Genomic DNA, 20868 nt, shown 5'->3' with positions numbered 1-20868 from the left:
AAGTTGCGTACTTTGAGTATTAAAAAGTAGCACTTAAAGTCACTGCCGCTGTACGCGGAGCACCTATAAAGTAAGTAGTACCATTGCCTGTACCGCCAGCTAAATAGCTTTTATCTGTCACGTTATAAACTACAAATGCAATATCTAGTGCTTTAAATGGGCCTGCATTTACTTCTGCTGAGTAACCTGCATTTAAATCCAGCACAGTGTAGCCGTCAACCTCACCACGTTCGCCGGTGTATTTAGCCGACAACCCAAAACGAAAATCCCCACTGTAGTAGTCTGTCGATAGCACGAATAAGTCATCGACTGAGTCAATTACTTTGTCACCTGCTTCAAAGCCTGGCGCGTCGCCCTTGTACTCTGAGTCATTATTTGTATACGAGCTATATATATTCCACTCTGAATTAAGCATATAACTTGCAGAAAGCTCTAAACCTTTAGACTCAATACCACCTACATTTAAGTAAGAGCCATTAGTGCCTATTGTGTAATCAATACCGCCTGTATCGCTACCAGGTGCAATAAAGGTAATACGGTTATCAAACTCTATTGAATACGCTGTTGCTGTTAGTTTTAACGCATTATTTTGATAGCGCACACCAAGGTCAATATTCTCAGCGGTTTCAGGCTCGATGGCTGATAAATCCGAGCTATCACGTTCTAGTACACCGTCTTTAATAGCCGCAAAATTTTCGCTGTAACTGGTAAATAACTCTGTAGAGTCATTTAACTGATACAAAATACCGCCACTGAACAATATGTCTGAATCACTATTTATTTTTGCTGTGGTTGCATTTTGATAATGATCATACTTTTCAATATCAACAAGGTACTTTTTAACACCTAAGTTAAGTGTAAAATCACCAAGCGCCATTGAATCTTGCGCATACCATTTTAGAGTGTCAGTTTCAAAAGTGTTTTTGTATTGTGTCCAGTATGGAGTGCTATCAAAGTGATGATAAATACGCGCATCAATTACCTTGTGCCAATCACGAGATTCTTCACGGTCACTTTGTTCATACCATAAACCTGCTTCTATATCATGCATACCAAAAGTGGCTTGGTAGTTTGCCGTTAAACCGAGGCGGTCTTTTTTGTAATGCGTATGGCGATACGACATAACAGGTGTTGCTGTATCGTCGTAACACGCTGGGTTTAAACCAGGACCCGATTCCCATGGCCAGCTTAAACTTGCCGTACATTCTTCGTTTGGTGCAAGCGGATTCCCTTCACTATCAGCAAATCCGTAAGAGCCAGCATTTGTTCCGCCCTCAGTTGTTGGATTACCATTTTCATCAACAGGGGTCGTTAAATACGGTGGGATCCAATCCCCACGCCCTGAATTTTTATGATAATACGGGCTAACGGTAATAAGTGATGTTGGAGAAAGTGCATATTCCAATTTTAAATACGCTAGAGTGTTTTCGCGAAGCGTACCCCAGCCTTCTGCGAACATTTGGTCAAAATGTGGGACACCAGTCCAATTCCATGTCAGCTGATCCCAATCTGGTGTTTGCTCAAACTGCTCAATACTTACACTATTGTAGTTTGTCTCGCTTACATCATCATAAGATAAACGACCAGTAATGGTTAAATCCGTAAGCGTAGTTACAAATTTAAGCTCAGCGTGTTGGTTATCTTTCCCGCCATTACTACCTGAACCAATCCAACGGCTTGTATCGGTTTGCGAGTAACTTACATACGCTTGGGTATTATCAAAAATCGTACCTGTTTCGTGCTTAACGTAATAGCGTGTGGCATCGTGACTGCCTGAGGTATAAGCAAAAGTGGTGCTTTTATCTAAACTTGGTGCTTTACTTACAAAATTAAATGTACCGCCAAGCGCTTCAAGTGAAGCCGATTTAATGTCAGACGTCCCTTGACCAACCTCTACCGTTGCTAAATTTTCGCTCTCCAAGTAACGATTAGCTTTAGCACCGCCACCATAATTAGAGCCACCATTGGGAATACCATCAACAGTCATACCTAATTGTTGTTGGTTTGAGTCAATACTAAAACCACGCATTGTAATAGTCGTTGACCAATCATCGCCACCAAATGCATCACCTTCGTTAATACTAATACCCGGTAAGTTATCAATAACCGATAATATGCTCGATACCGAACTTTGTTGCTCAAGCATTGCAGGCTCAATAACATTGTTTGCGTAACTTGTTGGTTTTGCCGTTACTGTAATTTCTTCAATTTCGTTATCGTTTGCGTAAGCGGATGTTGATACAGCCATGGCAATAGCAATGCTCAAAAGTGATTTGTTTTTTAAAGCGTACATTGTTGTCCCGTTTGATTTTAATTATGAAATATGAAAACGGACACAGTATGAATTTTAAATATGACAACGAGGATGAACTTTATTTACATAAAGGTTAAACAAATATGGGAGATTTATGGCGGGGATATGTACAAAAAAAGACACTCAAAGGTTTTATCTTGAGTGTCTTAGTTATTTTCTAAACTTTTTACAAATAGTACTTTATTTTAGTTCGGCAAGCATTTCATCGCTGTACGGCACTAGCTCTTCACCGTTTGCAATTTTGTTAACGTAATCAGGATTCGCAATAAGTGGACGACCAATCGCGATTAAATCAAACTTAGCGTCGTTAATGGCCTCTTTTGCTGTCTCAAAACTATAGCTGCCTACACCTACTAATGTACCTTTGTAGCCTGCACGTAAAAATTCAGATGTAGTTTTACCCTCAAGTGACTCAAACGCTGTACTGTCGTCAAAAATACCGCCGTGTAAGTACGCTAAATCTCTTTTTTCTAGTTCTGGTAGTAAGTAGTCAAATACCGCTTTATCACGGTTATCTTCACTCATATTAAAGTAAGCACCCGGTGTTAATCTAAGTGCAGTACGCTCGTTGCCAACAGCTGCAATAACCGCATCTGTTACTTCTAATGCAAAGCGCGACATATTTTCAGGCGTTTGACCGTATTCGTCGCTGCGTGTATTTGCAGCATAATGTAAAAACTGGTCAATTAAATAACCGTTAGCGCCGTGAATTTCTACACCATCAAAACCTGCTTCAATTGCGTTTTCTGCCGCTTTTGCGTAATCGGCTACTAAAGATTTAATGTCATCTGTAGTGGCTGCTTTTGGAGTGATGTAGGTAAGCTCACGCATGCGCGGTACAGAACCTTCAACACCAATTGCAGATGGTGCCAGTACATCGCCATCAAAAAAGTGAGGATGTGCAACACGACCAACATGCCAAAGCTGTGCAAACATTTTGCCGCCGTTAGCGTGTACTGCATCTGTTACTTTTTTCCAACCTTGAATTTGCTCACTGGTAAATAAACCCGGAGTATTTGGGTAACCTTGCGCGTCTGGGCGAATAATAGTTGCTTCACTAATAATTAAACCGGTTTCGGCACGGCGAGCATAATATTCAACCATATCTTGTGTTGGCACTAAGTTATCGTCAGCCATGCAACGAGTTAGTGGCGCCATAAGTACACGGTTTTTAAGCTCAATTGTGTTATTTAGTTTAAACGGAGCAAGTAAATCAGTAGTCATTTTTCAATCCTTCATTAAGTATATGCTTACTACAATGTGGCCTTTTTACAAACATTCAAGCTTATTTTGAATGATCGCTCAAATTAGTGAGGAGTTATACTGCTCAATATGTGAATTAGATCTGCATTAATGAAATTAAATAATAACTTTTCAACACTCTGTCATATAACTCGATATACTTGTACGCTATATATTAAATATCGATAGCAACGAGAGTGAGCCAATCATGACGAGCGAAAATGCAACCGAACAACAAGCAGTAATTTTAGGCCTTGGGGCAAAAAAACGCTTAGCTTACATGTTCGAAACCGTGCAAGAATTTAAGCAAGTATGGATTTTAAACGACGACGATGGCTGCGTTATGCTTGCCAATGAAGACGACGATTGCGTGCCTGTTTGGCCAACTCGTGAATTTGCAGAAGCGTGGGCTACTGGCGAATGGGCTGGCTGTAGCGCTAAAGCAATACCACTTGCAGATTGGTTTAGTCGCTGGACGCCAGGTCTTGAAGAAGATGATTTACTTATTGCCGCATTTCCTACTGAGGAAGACGACGGTACGATATTGTTTTCAGATGAATTTGAAAAACAGTTAAAAGCGCCAAAGAAAAAGTACTAAGGTGTAAAGCCTAAATACTCAGAGTTCTTTAATTTATAAGCGCGGCACTTAATTTAGTAGCCGCGTTTTTATTACCCGTTTCTAAAACTCAAATACGCTTGCGTTATAGCATTTGCATCTTCTACTTGTGGATAATGGCCAAGCTCTGAGAACTCTTTAACACTCGCGTTTGGTATCAACTTTTTGTAATGCTTAATCATGTGCTTACCAGAGATGGGGTCTTCTGCACCTGCTATAAACGTAAGTGGTATATGGCTATTTACAATAGCACCAACCCAGCGTTCTCGGTTTTGCTGCCTCTGCATTATATAACTAATGAGTTTAGGCATAACGGCTAAGCCATCTTTGTAAATCAGCAGTTCCCAAAGTGTGTCTATTACCTGTGTTGTAGGCTGTGTATTTTTGCCAAAAATAGTCACTAGATTATTGGCAAATTTTTGTTTATTTATTAATTTTGGCACTATCCAACCAAGCCTTGAGAGCAAAAGCTTTTGTATAAACAATGGTTTATGCACCTCAGGAAATAACCCACCGTTTAAAAAGCACACGCTGTTAATTTGTATCTCACTTTGCGAAGCTACTTGCCTTGCTAATAACTCTTGAGCGACTGTATCGCCATAATCATGGGCTAGTATATGCACATCATTAATATTTAAACGCTTTAAAAATTGTGTGTATAAATCAGCTTGTTCTGTAATTTTATAGTCTGCATTTTTTGGTTTATCTGATAAACCAAAACCTAGCATATCGAGTGTGATCACAAAATAATGATCGCTAAGCGTTTGCCACATACCTTCCCAGTCCCAACTGGCGCTAGGAAAGCCATGTATTAAAAGCAGCGCGGGGTTTGTTACATCCCCGGCTATTTTAGTAAAAATTTGATGGCCATTAATTTTGGTGAATGAACCCTGAGAACGCCAATGCTGTAGAGAAAACATGTATTAACTTAATTGTTATTATTTATTTGTCAGTTTTATCATAGTAATCAGAAAAAAAACCAGTGCATAAAAATAGCATTGGTTTTTAAAAGTCATTTAAAATTTAATAGTGTAATCCATATATACTCGATGGTCTGCTCTGTCACCTTTAACACCGTCAACACTGCCTGTTTTATCGGTTATATAATCTAAAAACAACCAGCGTAAGCTTAAACCTTTTATTGCCTCAACCTTATAACGTGTATCTAAAGCCCAGTACTTTTCTTCGGCTTCACCGCCTATTTGACCTAAAGCTGAATTTTCGGCGCCCGTACCGCTAGTGTAATAAAACTTAGTACTGAGCCCTGGCGATACAGCTTTTAAGTTAATACCCAAGCGTGCCTGCCATGATGTTTCATTTTGGTTTGTTAAATCGGCACCAATCAGGGAGCGCGTCGGGAATGGATTTGTTCCATGATCGCCACTAAAGTTATCTTCAATCCAAGCATCACTTACTTTCGTAAATGCAGCACCTGCGCTCCAAATATCTTTTTTCCAATCAGCATCTAAGTAATAAGCAAATCCATCGTTTTCACTTTTAGTTAAGCCTGTTAATGCTCCAGGTGTATCTTCATCATCTAAATCGCCGCCCTCTGCGCCTGTTACAAATAAATCACCATCATCTTGTGAGGTAAATATACCACTTGAAAGTGTTAACCTACTTTGTTTAAGTTTAATATCATAACTGATTTTTAATCCCATTTTACTTAGATAATTGTGGGACTTTAAATATTCGGCCTCTAATGTTAGATCGTCTTTTTTGTGCGTAGCACCTACGCCCCAAATTACACTAATAGCGCCAGTTGCCGATTGATCGGTAGAAAAGTCTTCCCATCTATCATCGTGTCGTCGGCTCCATTTATCATATACATAACCATATACCTTAGTGTTGCCAATTTTATAGTCGCCAAAAACACCTCTAAAGGTATTAGGAATAGCCCGACTCCCAGAGCTTTTAAGCAACATACTTTTAGTTTTTTGCCCGCCCACTTTAACGTGACCGTTGTTACCCAATTTAAAATCTAAAAAATATTGACCAAATTTAGAAAAGCTATCGTCAACTCCACCGCTCTCATTACCTGCTGGTAAAATATTACCTGCGGCTGTACCCGTAGAATAAATATTTATCACGGTGTAGGTCGATACACCCACACTAACTAAGTCGTTTATATAACCAGAGGTGTAATTGAGTTCTATACCTTGAGCGAAGGTTGAATCGTCGCTTGCATCGTTATCGTAGTCACGATCAAAATAAATTGACCTGAGTTTTATATTAAACACATCTTGTTCTGTCAGTCCATTAACAGCGGCATACGAAGGAATAGAAAAACATATTAATACTGCGCTTGTTGCCACAAGTGATTTAGAGAACCGTTGAGCCATAGTTGTCTCCGTTACCTTGTTTTGTTTAAATTTTGACTGTGTAGTGCTTAACAGCGTGTATATTTTGCGACCTACACGGCAAACATGTAATAAGGTAATTAAATTTCACGCAATGACTTTTCTTTCATGCCACTAAATATAGAACAATATGAGTTTTTAATGATTTAATTTTCATATTATAAAATATTAAATATTTTTTTGTGTCGGATGAATACAAAAATGACAGAGAAATTGGTTATACAACTCCTACTAGTTGTATAACCAATTTACTTTCAGAATATCATGACTACGATTTCATCTGACTCAACTTACACTTACCAAATTTATATTATAAAGAACTGCTTAAGCTATTAGGTTGAAGCGTGCATACAGAAATATATGGTTTATGGTTTTATTATGGCCCTGAAGAAAGCTATATTTATTAGATACATACTTAAGTCATTTAAATATCGTAATATATCGGCAGTGTAATCTTCAAATATTATTGCACTGTAATAAAAAGCTAACCGACATTGTTATGTGGAGCGCAATTATCAGTAAAAGCTCAAAAGGTATGGAAGGTTTAACACCTTAAACCAATACTTTTTTCGGTAGGTCTAAAATAATAGAGTGTATATAAATCATTAGCTTTATATACACTCTCTATTTACTCCTAAAACTCAGAATTAAATTTCCTTTTACTCTCGAGCTCTAAACCTCTATAAAATATATATATTCTAATTATGAACAAAGTTGTATCCTGAATAATAAGTGCTATATTTATTTTGATGATAGAGGTAGATACGCACTCAGCATATTAATAATAAAGGATGAGTTAATGTTCTCTGGACGACTGGTTAGGAAAGGGTTTTTAGTCTCTATACTTGCTCATGCCATTTTTCTTATCAGCGGTATTGTCTTAACTTTCTTCGCTCACATTAAACACCAAAACGCACTTAACTATAAAATAAACGAAGCACTTAACAACCGCCTTTCTACGCTCTCAACAGGCGTAACGAATAGAATCGACTTATATAAATATGGGCTCTTCGGTTTAAAAGGGTTTATACACGGTATAGGCGTTAATAATTTAAACTACCAAACATTTTCTAATTACTCTAATAGTCGTAACTATGGCCAAGAGTTCCCCGGTGCAAACGGGATTGGTTTCATTCGAAAGGTAACATCTAAGAATCTAACCCAGTTTTTACATACTGCAAAATATGATAGACCCACACAAATATTTAACTTTAATCAACTTAATAATGGTAATAATGAACATTTTATTATTCAGTATATTTTTCCTGAACATAAAAATTTACAAGCAATAGGTTTAGATATTGGCTCAGAGAGCATGCGTAAACAAGCAGCATTAAATGCAGCTTCTCACAATAAGGCTCAACTCACGGGCCCTATAACTTTAGTACAGGCTAATGAGAAATCACTGCAAGGGTTTTTAATTTTACTGCCAATTTATAAAAGCATTACGATTGCGGATAATAAAGAGCAACGCATTAATGAGATCTTAGGCTGGGCATACGCTCCATTATTAATAAATAAAATTTTAGACTCTCTCTCGCTAGTTGATGAGAATAAGCTAGTCATTAGCGATATAGCTAACAACGCTAAAACTGACTTTTTTAGCTACGGTATTCAAAGCAATTCAGCTAATTACCAGTTAACTAAAATAATTAAAGTGATGGGAAGAACATGGGAACTCACGCTTAGTGCTTCAGACGCATTTATTGAAACATTGCATTTGCCGGGTAAATATCAAGCTATTGTCAATGGTATTTTTTATACTCTTATTTGCATGTTTATAATTTTATTACTACAGCTATTTTTTTACCGTAGGGCACAACGAACGCAGCGAAGAATTGTCAAAGCTAAACAAAATAAGCATATGCTTCAGCAAACAAATTTAAAATTAGAAAAAGAAGTAAAACTACGCACTAAGGAAATTGCCGATATTAGTATGCTTCAACGAAGTATTTTAAATAGTGCCAGTTATTCAATTATTGCAACCGACATAAACGGCTTAATTACTTTATTTAACCCCGCCTCTGAAAAGTTATTAGGTTATAAAGCGCAAGATGTTATTGGAATTGAAAATCCGGGTATTTTTCATTTAAAAGAAGAAATTATAAAAAAAGCCAAACAGCTTAGTGCAGAGTTAAATGAACCTGTTTTCCCTGGTTTTGAAGTGTTTATCTTAAAAGCAACGGCTACAGAGCCTGATATCAATCAGTGGACATACATTTCTTCTACAGGCGAGCACATACAAGTTAATATAAGTGTCACCTCTTTATTAAATAATGAAAATGAAATCGTTGGCTATTTAGGTATTGCTTATGATTTAACAGAGCAAATTAACCACGAACAAGCTCTAGGACACGCTAAAGAACTAGCTGAACAAGCATCTCAGGCTAAATCTGAGTTTTTAGCAAATATGAGCCACGAAATACGAACCCCAATGAATGGCATACTTGGCACATTACAGTTATTGCAAGAGCAGCCCCTCAATGAAAAGTCAAAAGAGTATTTAAAAAAATCACTTTATTCGACCCGCTCACTCACCACTATTATTAATGATATTCTCGATTTTTCTAAAATTGAGGCCGGCAAGCTTTCATTAGAGCATAAACCTTTTGATCTTTTTGAACTTATTCATCACCTAGAGTCTGATCTTGGTCTGCAAGCTAGCGATAAAAACATATACCTTAAATTTGTTATTAATATTAAGCATAAGCATTGGGTGGGCGACCCTGTTAGGCTCAGACAGGTGTTTTTAAACTTAATATCTAATGCGATTAAGTTTACATCGAAAGGTGGCGTTACAGTAACGTTTAGACTAACTGATGAAAACAAAATATGTTGCAGTATATCAGACACCGGAATTGGAATTTCTGAGAAGGCAATAGAGCGATTGTTTGAGCGCTTTGAACAAGCTGAGCAATCAACTACGCGTGAATACGGTGGTACAGGGCTAGGCTTACCTATCACTAAATCATTAATAGGCTTAATGAATGGTGAAATAAAAGTAACAAGTCAATTAGGTTCAGGCAGCCAGTTTTATGTTTACTTACCACTAGATCAAGCACAGATTGATGAAAACATATTAACAGCAAAAAATGTTGAGTTTCCTGATTTAACTGGCAAAACCATTTTATTAGCAGAAGACAACAAAATAAATCAACTGGTGGCTTCTGCAATGCTTGAACCAACTAAAGCCACCATTATTATTGCAAATAATGGGTTGGAAGCAGTTTCGTTATATGAGTCACACAAGCCAGACATTATTTTTATGGACATTCAAATGCCAAAAATGGATGGCCTTCAGGCATGTAAACAAATTAAGGCGCTTGATAGCGAGCAAATTATTATCGCGTTAACCGCTAATGTTTTTACGGAACAAAAAGAAATATACAGGCAGTTATTTGATGGTTACGTTTCAAAGCCAATTGAAAAACATGAGCTTATAGGCATGTTATCAACACTCTATTTAATTAATACCTAATTTAGGCATTAAAAAACCCAGTTACTAATACCTTTCAATATTAGTAACTGGGTTCTAAGAATAATGGTGGAGGGAGAGGGATTCGAACCCTCGTTAGGGATAAACCTAAACACACTTTCCAGGCGTGCGCCTTCAGCCACTCAGCCATCCCTCCACAGTGCTGCGGTTGTGTAATGCAACAGCGCGCTATAGTATGAAATAGACCCTTAAGGTGCAAGGCATTTTTAAATATGGGCCTTTAAATGCTTACTTATCAAGCAATAGTTTATCTATAGGCACAAAAAACGGCTAAATCTAAGACTTAACCGTTTTAATTTATACTTTTTAAAATTACTTAGACATGCTCGCAGTAAATTCAAGCATGCGATTAAGTGACTTAAGTGCGCCTTCGCGTAAATCCATATCAACGAATACTTCTTTACCTTTAGGGCTTATGAGGGCTTCCTCAATCGCTTTTAAGCCATTCATTGCCATCCAAGGGCAATGTGCGCAACTTTTACATGAAGCGCCCTCACCTGCCGTTGGAGCCGCAAAAAACTCTTTATCTGGACATAGTTGCTGCATTTTATAAAAGATGCCGCGATCGGTTGCTACAATAAACTTTTTATTGTCCATTGTTTGTGCAGCTTTAATTAACTGGCTCGTAGATCCAACCGAATCGGCAAGTGCAACAATTTCTGCTGGTGACTCAGGATGAACTAATACGCCTGCATCTGGGTGTAGCGCCTTCATATCTTTTAAGGCTTTAGTTTTAAATTCGTCATGTACGATACATGCACCATTCCACATAAGCATATCAGCACCGGTATTTTTTTGAATATAGCTACCAAGGTGCTTATCTGGGCCCCAAATGATTTTTTCGCCTTGCTCATCAAGGTGCTCTACTATTTCAAGTGCACATGATGAAGTTACAATCCAATCTGCACGTGCTTTAACAGCCGTAGAGGTGTTTGCATATACAACCACTTTACGATCTGGGTGCTGATCGCAAAATGCAGAGAACTCGTCTATCGGGCAACCAATATCTAGCGAACACGTCGCTTCAAGTGTTGGCATTACAACCGTTTTGTTTGGCGTTAAAATTTTGGCTGTTTCGCCCATAAATTTCACGCCCGCGACGATGATCATATCTGCATCATGACGTGCACCAAAACGTGCCATTTCTAGCGAATCGGCAACGCAACCGCCAGTTTCTTCAGCAAGTGCTTGAATTTCAGGATCGGTATAGTAATGTGCAACAAGTACTGCATTTTTATCTTTTAGTAATTGTTTTATACGCGCTTTATATTCGCCTTGCTCGTCATTTGTTAACGGTGCTGGCTTAGGGGGGAAAATATAACCTTCAGGCATAATAGTTTGAGCTAGACTCATGTTCTCGACCACTTATCTACAGTGCATTAATTAGGGCGAATTATACGAGAATATAAACACAAATAACAGCAAACTAGTAAAGCTGTTTATAAAAAATAGAATGGGAATTTAAAAAAGAATATAAAGGAAAGTATTAGAGAGTGGTGGGTCATGATGGATTTGAACCATCGACCAATTGATTAAAAGTCAACTGCTCTACCAACTGAGCTAATGACCCGCTCTAATGTAAATCTGCTTTGAAAAAAGCTACGTAAATCCGCCGATTAAAACTTTCATAGAATGGTGGGTTATGATGGATTTGAACCATCGACCAATTGATTAAAAGTCAACTGCTCTACCAACTGAGCTAATAACCCGCTCTATGCACTTATTCAATTAAGAATGCAGCTTACGTAAATCCGCCGATTGATGCCATACACTATTCACAAGGAATAAAGAATGGTGGGTCATGATGGATTTGAACCATCGACCAATTGATTAAAAGTCAACTGCTCTACCAACTGAGCTAATGACCCGCTCATGCGCTTATTCATTTTGAATAAACTTACGTAAATCCGCCGATTAAAACTACTCATAGAATGGTGGGTTATGATGGATTTGAACCATCGACCAATTGATTAAAAGTCAACTGCTCTACCAACTGAGCTAATAACCCGCTCTATGCACTTATCCAATTAAGAATGAAGCTTACGTAAATCCGCCGATTGATGCCAAACGCTATTCACGAGGAATAAAGAATGGTGGGTTATGATGGATTTGAACCATCGACCAATTGATTAAAAGTCAACTGCTCTACCAACTGAGCTAATAACCCGCTCTATTGTTGCGTTTAAATGCAACTAACTACTTTACGTAAATCCGTCGATTGGAACCAATCACTATTCAAAGGAATAAAGAATGGTGGGTTATGATGGATTTGAACCATCGACCAATTGATTAAAAGTCAACTGCTCTACCAACTGAGCTAATAACCCGTTCCAGTTGCTAACTTATTTCTAAGTTAAAGCCTGCGTAAATCCGCCGATTGATGCCAAACACTATTCACAAGGAATAAAGAATGGTGGGTCATGATGGATTTGAACCATCGACCAATTGATTAAAAGTCAACTGCTCTACCAACTGAGCTAATGACCCGCTCTGACGTTGCGTTTTATAACAACTTAGTATTCTACGTAAATCCGCCGATAAAAGACCATTCAAAGAATGGTGGGTTATGATGGATTTGAACCATCGACCAATTGATTAAAAGTCAACTGCTCTACCAACTGAGCTAATAACCCGCTCTTTTTGTCGCATTTCGAGTGGGGTAACCATTCGTTTGCTGCGGGCGCTTATAATACTTATTTATAAAATGAGTGCAACCGAAATTGTCTCTTTTTTTAAGTTTTTATGTCTAGATGCACAAAATTAAACCGTTTGTGCTCAAACTACATGCAAATCCAAGATTCTTCGAGAGTTTCCATGTAGTTTGCTCGCCTTAACTAAAAATTTAGTCGCTAGTTACCTAAACGATCAGTCGCTAGTTTTGCAGCGGTTGTACTTGGGTATTGATTGATAAGATCACTCAATATTTTTTGTGCTTGCTCCGCCGAACCTTGATCTTGTAAAAGTGTACCTAACTTTAGCATTGCATCTGGACGTTTGTTAGAATTTGGAAATTCGTTAACAACGACTTTAAAGTGCTCTACCGCTTTTACACCATCATTCTTAATTGTAAGCAACTGCCCTAACCAATAATGCGCATTAGATGCATATACAGAGTTTGGATACGTAGTTAAAAACGTTTGAAATTCAGGGATCGCTTGATCGTAGCGTTTATCTTTCATTATTAACGCAACAGCGCGCTCATACGCTTCGTTTTCAGATAAGTCACTGCTATAGGTCTGTGCGTCGTTTGGCTGTGCCTGATCGGCTACCGGAGCTGCTGGCTGTGTATAAGCCTGGCTAACGCGGTTTTCGATTTCTTGGTACAACTCACGCTGACGCTGCAGTACTTTTTCAAGCTTGTAGCTTTGCTCTTCTGTTACACCTCGAATTTGGCTTACTTCGTCTTGTAATAAGTTGAGCTGTTGTTGTAACTCTACTTGCAAAAAGTTACGCGACTGCATCATATTTTCAAGTGACGCTAATCGCTTCTCAATACTTGATTGTGAACTCGCAGCTTCTGAAACAGGAGCGGGAGCAGCCATTAACTGGGTGCTCCCGCTCAATATCATGGCTGCCAAAATAATTTTCGGCTTCATAATATCTCTTATCTTAGTAAACTAGTACCGCACGGCGGTTTTTAGCGAAAGCTGATTCAGTGCGAGACTTAACCATTGGCTTCTCTTCACCGTAGCTTACCACTGACATTTGGCTAGCTGAAACACCTAAGCTTAATAAGTATTTTTCAACTGCTTGGCCACGGTGCTCACCTAGTGCAATATTGTACTCTGGAGTACCGCGTTCATCTGCGTGGCCTTCAATTAGTACTTTAACTGATGAGTTTTGAACTAAAAACTCAGCATGTGCACGAAGTAAATCAGCGTATTTGCCTTCAACTGTCGCTTTATCAAAATCAAAGTAGATTACTTGCTCTTGGCGAAGTGCTTCGTACTTTTGACGAAGTTGCTCTTCTGCTTGTTGCTCAGGAGAGATTGTAGCTACTTCAACTGTATCAGTGTTAGTTGATTGCTCAACAACGCCTTGATTTGATTGGTTTGCAGCACCTTCATCAATATCTGAAGATGAGCTACAAGCTGCTAATGTCATTACTGGCACAGCAATTAGCAGGCCTTTAAGTATTTTGTTAAGTTGCATTGAGTAGATTCCTATTTTGAGTAAACCAGTAATATTACTGTAAGTATGGCGACCAAGCTGGTGCCTTTACTTGTCCGTCTAGCACAGGTAACCGTGCTTTAAAGCGGCCGTCCATCGATACTAGCGCAAGTACCTGTTTATTATTATGAAGCGTGCTATATATAATCATCGAACCGTTTGGCGCTATGCTCGGTGATTCATCTAGGCGTGTTCTCGTTAATACTTGGAACGCACCTGTAGCCAGCTCTTTCTTAGCAAGATGGTACTGCCCGTTGGTACGGTTAACCATCACTAATTCTTTTCCATCTGGTGTTATAGAACCAGCAAGATTCATATCACCATCAAAGGTGAGTCGTTGTGACCTACCTGTTTTTAAATTTAACTTATAAATCTGAGCATTACCACCCCTTTCAGATGTAAACACAATATCTTGACCATTAGGATGCCAAGATGGTTCAGTATCTATGCTACGGTGATTTGTTAAGCGCGTTTCTTTACGTGTAGCCAGGTCAAGCAAGTAAACTTCTGTTGCACCCGTCTTGTCTTTAGAAAGTACTAATAATAGCTTTTTGCCATCTGGCGAAAACTGCGGTGCGCCATTAATACCACGGTAGCTTGCGATTATTTCGCGCTTACCCGTGTAAATATCTTGAATATAAATTTGGCTTTGACGGTTTTCAAACGTTACATACGCTAACTTAGTACCATCTGGTGACCACGCTGGCGACATTAATGGCTCTTTTGAGCGAAGCAATACTTGCTCATTAAATCCATCATAGTCTGCAACAACTAATTGGTAAGGCTTTTCATCATTATCGCGCACTATTACATAAGCAATTTTAGTCAAAAATGCGCCTTTCTCACCAGTCAGTTTTTCATATATAACGTCACTGATTCGATGAGAGTAACGGCGAAAACCGCTTTCACCAATAACACTTTCACGCGCTTCTAAAATATGATCTTGGCTTTTGATTAACTTACCATTACTCATCATTTGTGTGTTGCCACCAGTAATTTGGCCACGAATCACGTCAACTAACTCATAACGCACTAAGTAACGCCCATCAGTTTGCTGCTCAACTTCGCCCACTAATACAGCCTCCACACCTTTATTAACCCAAGATGCGTAATCAATTTCGCTATCTTTGGTCGGCTGTTGTGGCATTTGCGCTACATCTACAGGTTTAAACTTACCACTGCGCATTAAGTCGGCAGCAATAACACTGCTTAATTTTTCAGGGATTGGACCAACACCTTGGTATTTAAAAGGCACTATAGCAATAGGCCTTGCACCATCTACACCCTCAGTTATTACAATTTCAAGCGCTGCATTAGCAACACCCACAAACCCAAACAGTAAAACTAAACAGGCTATTTTTATTTTGTTGAACATATCATTCCTTTAAAACTCTGGCTTGATTGTTAAATTAATATTCTTAAGTTGTTCGAATACGTCTTTATCTTTAGATACCGGTAATGTGTCAGCCATGCGCACTGCTCTTAATGCAGCTTCACACACTAACTTATCGCCACCTAATGATTTAACTTGCGTTACTAAACCATTAAAGCCTAAACGAATATTGACTCGGCACTGTTGGTTTTTCATTTTTTCATCAATCAATAAGTTTTGTTGAATACGCGCCATAATTAATGCACGGTACTTATCAACTTCGCTCACCACTTGTTGCTGACGTATTTTACTACGGGCAGCCTGCTCTTTTGCAAGTTGCTCTTGTAGCATTTGCTCTTGCATCGCTTGCTGGCGTTTACGTTCTGCCTCGGCTGCACGCTCTTTTGCCTCGATTTCACGTTTTTTACGTTCAGCTTCTGCTTTTTTAAGTGCGTCTTCTTCGGTTTTACGCTTATCAGCAGCAGCTTTAGCTGCACTTTCAGCTTCTTGCTTTTGTTTTTCAGCTTGCTTAGCTTTAGCGCGCTCTTTTTGCTCAATAGCACGTGCTTTTTTAGCTTGTGCTTGAGCCTCGGCTGTTTCTTTTTCTTTAGCTTTGCGTTCTTGCTCTAGCTTTTTAATATGCCTAGATTCAGATTCGCGTTGCTCACGTGCATTTGCCGCCCTGCGTTCTAAATCACGAATACGTTTGTCTTCAGCACTTTTTTTATCTTTTTCTTTCTTTTGAAGCTCAGCAATTTTTTGCTCAACTTGCTTTTGATCAACTGTAACAGCCGATACCGCATTATCTGGGGTGGGTATAGCCGAATTAAGCGTTACTTCCATTACCTTAGGCGCAGGTGGGTGAATGTTTGCAGACGCATACAAAAAACCACCTATGCCTAAATGAAGTACTATCGATTTTACTACTGAACTATTCATACAGCTACTTCCCCTCAAAGGATTCAGTCATTAATCCTACTGATGGTACGCCTGCATTTTTCAAAAAATCCATTAGTAATAATACTTCTTGATACGACACCTTACCAGAACCTTTAATCATTACTGGTACGTCAGGGTTTTTCATTAATTGTAATTTTATAACCGCAGCAACATCAAGTGCTTCCATAGGCTCTTCAGGATCAGTACCTACGCTCACATAATATTTACCCTCTGCATCAATTGAAGCAATAATGGGCGGAGTATCTTTAGTATCAACTAAATCAGACTCTTCCATTTTAGGTAAATCAACTTTTACACCGTGTGTAATAAGCGGTGCTGTAGCCATAAATATAATTAGTAGTACCAACATTACATCAATGTAAGGTACTACATTAATTTCTGCGACCGGACGGCGCTTTTTACGCTGATACATTCGCTTGTGCCTCTATTTGTGTAGCTGCTTGACGGTGTAAAATATTAGCAAACTCTTCCATAAAGTTAATATAGTGAGACTCAAGCTTTTCAACACTGTTTGAAAAGCGGTTATAAGCAATAACGGCCGGAATTGCCGCAAATAAACCCATAGCAGTCGCAATAAGTGCCTCTGCAATACCTGGAGCTACCATTTGTAATGTAGCTTGTTTCACTTCACCAAGTGCAATAAAGGCATTCATAATACCCCACACTGTACCAAACAAACCAATGTACGGACTTATAGAACCTACTGTTGCTAAAAACGATAAGCTAGATTCAATTTTTTCAATTTCACGAGAAAGTGCAACACGCATTGAACGGTGCGTACCCTCCATAACAATACTCGCACTTTGAAATGTATTCTTTTTATGGCGAGCAAACTCTTTAAAGCCTGAAGTGAATAGTGCTTCGATACCTTGAGACTGACCGCTGCGTGATGATATTTCGTTATACAATTTGCTTAAATCAATACCAGACCAAAACTTTTGCTCAAATTTCTTAGCATTTGATAGTGCATCTGATATTGCTTTTTTACGCTGAAATATAATTGTCCACGACATTACAGACATGGCAACTAGCCCTAACATTACTAATTGAACAAGCAAACTTGCTTCTAAAATTAGGTCTAAAAAATTAAGCCCTGATCCCACGTTAAACTCCTAAGTAATTTCAAAATACGGCAAATTGATTAATTTGTATAAATATGACCGCTTACAAGGTCAAAAGTTGCATCTAGTGTATCTAGTCCATTTCAAGCTGACAACGGTATTGCTATGAATAGGCAACAAAAAACGTTAAAAAAACAGCTTTAGTTGGCATTTCCCTCTGCCTCAGTATTTTATTTAACCTTTTAACTAAACTTGCTGACTACAAATATGCGTAAATATATAGGTAAAACGTCATAAAATGCGCCGTTTATTCAAAATAAGAGCATAAACACTCAAAACTTATGAGCCTGACCTTCACGTAATAGTAAAACTAATACCGAGTCACAACGGAACTCATTACTTAAGCTATAAATTTCATTAACTTATAAATTTAACGATTAATTAACGCACAAGATTCAAACAACAATAAAATTCACCGAATTAGTTTTTCTAATCTGAAAATACAAATTTTCTAGTTTGAACAAAAAAGTAAACTTACGTATTATTCTCCCATACCGAACTAGCGCACTGAATGAGACAGCTTCATTAAGCCAAGTTCTTAGTAATAGGATATTTTATCGTATTACATTGTTTTACTCTTTCTGGATAAAACCAAATTAAGTAAAACGTAGTTCCCTGGATTACTTCCTTCAACTTGTTGTTTGCCCGCATTTTTTGCGGGCTTTTTTTTGCCTGCAATTTGGAGCACTACATACTTTATTTATAAACTAATAATTGCCCTGCCTATTTTACAATAAGTAATTCGGTTACTAGTTTGAATGGTACGCAGGATAGCTTCGCGAGTCTTAACGCCCTGTGAATTAACAGTTAACTATAAAGCATATAGGTATTTTGAAATAACATTTGCAACAGTGTGTTGAGGTTTTGGGTAAAATACCTGCAGGATAAATATGTCAAAGCAAGGGATACCAAGTCAGTTACCTGCTGTGCAATAAACCACAGCAAGTAATATGTATAGGCTAGTCTTTTTTAGGAAGTAAACCGAAATGATGGTATGCGCTATCAGACACTATTCGCCCGCGTGGAGTGCGCTGAATAAATCCTTGCTGGATCAAAAATGGTTCTATCACATCTTCAATTGTTTCTCGCTCTTCACCAATAGCAGCCGCTACATTGTCGAGCCCGACAGGGCCGCCCATAAATTTTTCAATTATGGCGAGTAAATATTTGCGATCCATATAGTCAAAACCACTTTTATCTACGTCAATCATGTCAAGCGCTTGCTTAGCTACTTCGGCGTTTACTGTACCGTCAGATTTTACCTGTGTGTAATCACGTACACGGCGCAATAAGCGGTTAGCTATACGTGGTGTACCGCGCGAACGCTGTGCAATTTCGGTTGCGCCATCGTCGCACATTTCTAAACCTAGATAATGTGCAGAGCGCCCTACTATATGCGACAAATCTTCTACAGAATAAAACTCTAATCGCTGCACAATACCAAAACGGTCACGTAGGGGCGATGTAAGCGAGCCTGCTCGGGTGGTTGCTCCAATAAGTGTAAATGCAGGTAGGTCTAATTTAATAGAACGCGCAGCTGGGCCTTCACCAATCATTATATCAAGCTGGTAGTCTTCCATTGCGGGGTAGAGTATTTCTTCAACTTGCGGGCTGAGTCTGTGTATTTCATCAATAAACAGTACATCGCCTTCCTCTAAATTTGTGAGCAGCGCAGCTAAATCGCCTGCTTTTTCAAGTACAGGGCCTGATGTTGTTTTAATACTTACGTGTAATTCGTTGGCGACAATATTTGCAAGCGTGGTTTTACCAAGCCCTGGTGGGCCAAATATTAATAAATGATCGAGCGCTTCACCACGGGTACGAGCAGCTTCAATAAAAATTTCCATTTGCTGCTTAACATGAGGCTGGCCTCTGTAGTCAGCTAAAAGTTTTGGCCTTATAGCACGATCTATAGAGTCTTCATTTGTTTTTTCAGTCGCGTCAATTAAGCGATCCGCTTCAATCATGGGTTACTCACAACATAGATTTTAAAGATTCTCTAATAAGAACCTCAGTAGACATATCGGGTTTGCTTATCGATTTTACTGCTTTTTGAGCTTGTGGCAATTTATAACCTAATGCAAGCAGTGCCGATACGGCATCATCGGCTGCGTTATTAGCTATTGTCGCATCGCTCATTGGCTCTATTACTGCGCTGTCGCTAAATGGCGTAAATAAATCATTACCCCAATCTTTTAGTCTGTCTTTCATTTCGAGTACTAAACGCTCGGCTGTTTTTTTACCGACACCCGGTAATTTAACTAGCGACGTTGAGTCTTCGTTATTTACACAACTTACAAATTGCTTTGCCGACATGCCCGATAAAATAGCTAAGCCAAGTTTTGGCCCTACGCCATTTGCTTTTAATAGCTCTCTAAACAAGGCACGTTCAACTTTATTATTAAAACCAAATAACAGTTGAGCATCTTCACGCACTACAAAGTGAGTGTAAACAATCGCGTTTTCACCAATCTTTGGTAAATCGTAAAAACAGGTCATTGGCATTTGTACTTCGTAACCGACACCACTTACTTCGAGTAATATCTCTGGTGGCTGTTTTTCGACTAAAATACCATTTAAGCGGCCTATCATAGTTATTTCCTTAGACGTCCTCTAACGGTTTTGCTTGCGCTACCCGCTAGTTTAATTAAATTTTGTTCTGAGTGAGCGTGACAAATCGCAATAGCGAGTGCATCAGCTGCATCGGCTTGTGGCGTGCCAGGCAACTTTAAAATATTTTTTACCATGTGTTGCACTTGTGTTTTATCAGCGCCGCCGTTACCTACTACTGCTTGCTTAATTTGTCTAGCTGAGTATTCAAATACGGGTAAGTCGGCCATTGCTGCACCCACAATCGCAGCGCCTCTAGCTTGACCAAGCTTTAAAGCAGAATCGGGGTTATGCGCCATAAATACTTTTTCAATGGCAAAGGTTTCTGGCGAAAACTGCTCAATAAGCTGTGTAATGCCTTGATAGATCATTTTAAGCCTAACCGGAAAAGGATGATCGGCTAACTTAATACAACCACTGCCTAAGTATGTAAATTTAGAACCTTGGTGGGCAACAACACCATATCCGGTCAAACGTGAACCAGGATCGATCCCTAAAATAATGGCCAAACAGCACTCCATTGTTATTATTTTTAAATTACGCTAATAATGCCAGAGCACTGTATAAATTACCAGTACAAAGAAAAACAAAAATGCCCACGTGTTAG

General features: G+C 38.8%; 16 protein-coding genes and 9 tRNA genes. 2 read left to right on the top strand and 23 right to left on the bottom strand.

Going from position 1 to position 20868, the window contains the following annotated elements; translation table 11 throughout:
* Positions 1-19: 19 nt before the first annotated feature.
* Both I6F10_RS02030 and I6F10_RS02025 read right to left on the bottom strand, forming a co-directional pair.
* Positions 20-2293: a TonB-dependent receptor domain-containing protein gene (locus I6F10_RS02030; protein ID WP_076923809.1), complete on the bottom strand. Its 2274-nt coding sequence runs from the start codon at positions 2291-2293 to the stop codon at positions 20-22.
* Between the two features lie 201 nt (positions 2294-2494).
* The gene (locus tag I6F10_RS02025) at positions 2495-3538 is read right to left on the bottom strand and encodes an alkene reductase (RefSeq protein ID WP_076923808.1); all 1044 of its coding nucleotides are present in this window, start codon (positions 3536-3538) and stop codon (positions 2495-2497) included.
* A gap of 226 nt (positions 3539-3764) precedes the next feature.
* Here I6F10_RS02025 and I6F10_RS02020 point away from each other — a divergent pair, with 226 nt between their 5' ends.
* Complete coding sequence (locus tag I6F10_RS02020) at positions 3765-4154, top strand: DUF2750 domain-containing protein (protein WP_024599157.1); 390 nt, start codon at positions 3765-3767, stop codon at positions 4152-4154.
* Positions 4155-4225: 71 nt separating this feature from the next.
* Here the strand turns inward: I6F10_RS02020 and I6F10_RS02015 are convergent, their stop codons facing one another.
* Positions 4226-5092, bottom strand: a complete 867-nt coding sequence (locus I6F10_RS02015; RefSeq protein WP_197098332.1) for an alpha/beta fold hydrolase — start codon at positions 5090-5092, stop codon at positions 4226-4228.
* Between the two features lie 96 nt (positions 5093-5188).
* A complete protein-coding gene (locus I6F10_RS02010) occupies positions 5189-6514 on the bottom strand; it encodes an OprD family outer membrane porin (protein WP_197098331.1) in 1326 nt (441 codons plus the stop codon).
* 817 nt (positions 6515-7331) lie between these two features.
* Here I6F10_RS02010 and I6F10_RS02005 point away from each other — a divergent pair.
* Entirely contained in the window at positions 7332-10010 is a 2679-nt protein-coding gene (locus tag I6F10_RS02005) for a CHASE domain-containing protein (RefSeq protein WP_197098330.1), read from the top strand.
* 64 nt (positions 10011-10074) lie between these two features.
* Here the strand turns inward: I6F10_RS02005 and I6F10_RS02000 are convergent.
* The 19 genes from I6F10_RS02000 to ruvC all read right to left on the bottom strand — a co-directional run bounded on the left by I6F10_RS02000 (position 10075) and on the right by ruvC (position 20770).
* Positions 10075-10164 (bottom strand) — tRNA-Ser (locus tag I6F10_RS02000).
* Positions 10165-10340: 176 nt separating this feature from the next.
* Entirely contained in the window at positions 10341-11381 is a 1041-nt protein-coding gene (gene nadA / locus I6F10_RS01995; protein ID WP_197098329.1) for a quinolinate synthase NadA, read from the bottom strand.
* Between the two features lie 141 nt (positions 11382-11522).
* A tRNA-Lys gene (locus I6F10_RS01990) sits at positions 11523-11598 on the bottom strand.
* Positions 11599-11661: 63 nt separating this feature from the next.
* Positions 11662-11737: transfer RNA gene (locus tag I6F10_RS01985), tRNA-Lys, on the bottom strand.
* A gap of 83 nt (positions 11738-11820) precedes the next feature.
* Positions 11821-11896: transfer RNA gene (locus I6F10_RS01980), tRNA-Lys, on the bottom strand.
* Between the two features lie 64 nt (positions 11897-11960).
* Positions 11961-12036, bottom strand: a tRNA-Lys gene (locus tag I6F10_RS01975).
* 83 nt (positions 12037-12119) lie between these two features.
* Positions 12120-12195 (bottom strand) — tRNA-Lys (locus I6F10_RS01970).
* A gap of 84 nt (positions 12196-12279) precedes the next feature.
* Positions 12280-12355 (bottom strand) — tRNA-Lys (locus I6F10_RS01965).
* 84 nt (positions 12356-12439) lie between these two features.
* Positions 12440-12515: transfer RNA gene (locus tag I6F10_RS01960), tRNA-Lys, on the bottom strand.
* Between the two features lie 70 nt (positions 12516-12585).
* Positions 12586-12661: transfer RNA gene (locus I6F10_RS01955), tRNA-Lys, on the bottom strand.
* Positions 12662-12877: 216 nt separating this feature from the next.
* Positions 12878-13624: a tol-pal system protein YbgF gene (gene ybgF / locus I6F10_RS01950; protein WP_076923802.1), complete on the bottom strand. Its 747-nt coding sequence runs from the start codon at positions 13622-13624 to the stop codon at positions 12878-12880.
* A gap of 13 nt (positions 13625-13637) precedes the next feature.
* Entirely contained in the window at positions 13638-14180 is a 543-nt protein-coding gene (pal, locus tag I6F10_RS01945) for a peptidoglycan-associated lipoprotein Pal (protein WP_024597677.1), read from the bottom strand.
* A 34-nt stretch (positions 14181-14214) separates the two neighbouring features.
* The gene (gene tolB / locus I6F10_RS01940) at positions 14215-15573 is read right to left on the bottom strand and encodes a Tol-Pal system beta propeller repeat protein TolB (protein ID WP_024598709.1); all 1359 of its coding nucleotides are present in this window, start codon (positions 15571-15573) and stop codon (positions 14215-14217) included.
* 9 nt (positions 15574-15582) lie between these two features.
* On the bottom strand, positions 15583-16509 hold the full coding sequence (tolA, locus tag I6F10_RS01935; RefSeq protein ID WP_076923801.1) for a cell envelope integrity protein TolA: 927 nt from the start codon (positions 16507-16509) through the stop codon (positions 15583-15585).
* A 4-nt stretch (positions 16510-16513) separates the two neighbouring features.
* Positions 16514-16942, bottom strand: a complete 429-nt coding sequence (tolR, locus tag I6F10_RS01930; RefSeq protein ID WP_007580386.1) for a protein TolR — start codon at positions 16940-16942, stop codon at positions 16514-16516.
* Positions 16929-17633 carry a protein TolQ gene (gene tolQ / locus I6F10_RS01925; protein ID WP_007580384.1) on the bottom strand — a complete coding sequence of 235 codons (705 nt, stop codon included), beginning with the start codon at positions 17631-17633 and terminating at the stop codon, positions 16929-16931. Before tolQ ends, tolR begins: the two co-directional genes overlap by 14 nt.
* Positions 17634-18610: 977 nt before the next feature.
* Positions 18611-19618, bottom strand: a complete 1008-nt coding sequence (ruvB, locus tag I6F10_RS01920) for a Holliday junction branch migration DNA helicase RuvB (RefSeq protein WP_007580382.1) — start codon at positions 19616-19618, stop codon at positions 18611-18613.
* Between the two features lie 7 nt (positions 19619-19625).
* Complete coding sequence (gene ruvA / locus I6F10_RS01915) at positions 19626-20243, bottom strand: Holliday junction branch migration protein RuvA (RefSeq protein WP_002960647.1); 618 nt, start codon at positions 20241-20243, stop codon at positions 19626-19628.
* A gap of 2 nt (positions 20244-20245) precedes the next feature.
* Positions 20246-20770: a crossover junction endodeoxyribonuclease RuvC gene (ruvC, locus tag I6F10_RS01910; RefSeq protein WP_002960649.1), complete on the bottom strand. Its 525-nt coding sequence runs from the start codon at positions 20768-20770 to the stop codon at positions 20246-20248.
* Between the last annotated feature and the right edge of the window lie 98 nt (positions 20771-20868).

This window comes from Pseudoalteromonas sp. SWYJZ98 (genome assembly GCF_015864495.1).
Classification (GTDB): Bacteria; Pseudomonadota; Gammaproteobacteria; order Enterobacterales; family Alteromonadaceae; genus Pseudoalteromonas; species Pseudoalteromonas distincta.
Note: the sequence above shows the minus strand (reverse complement) of the source record. Positions and strands in the feature narration are given on the sequence as shown.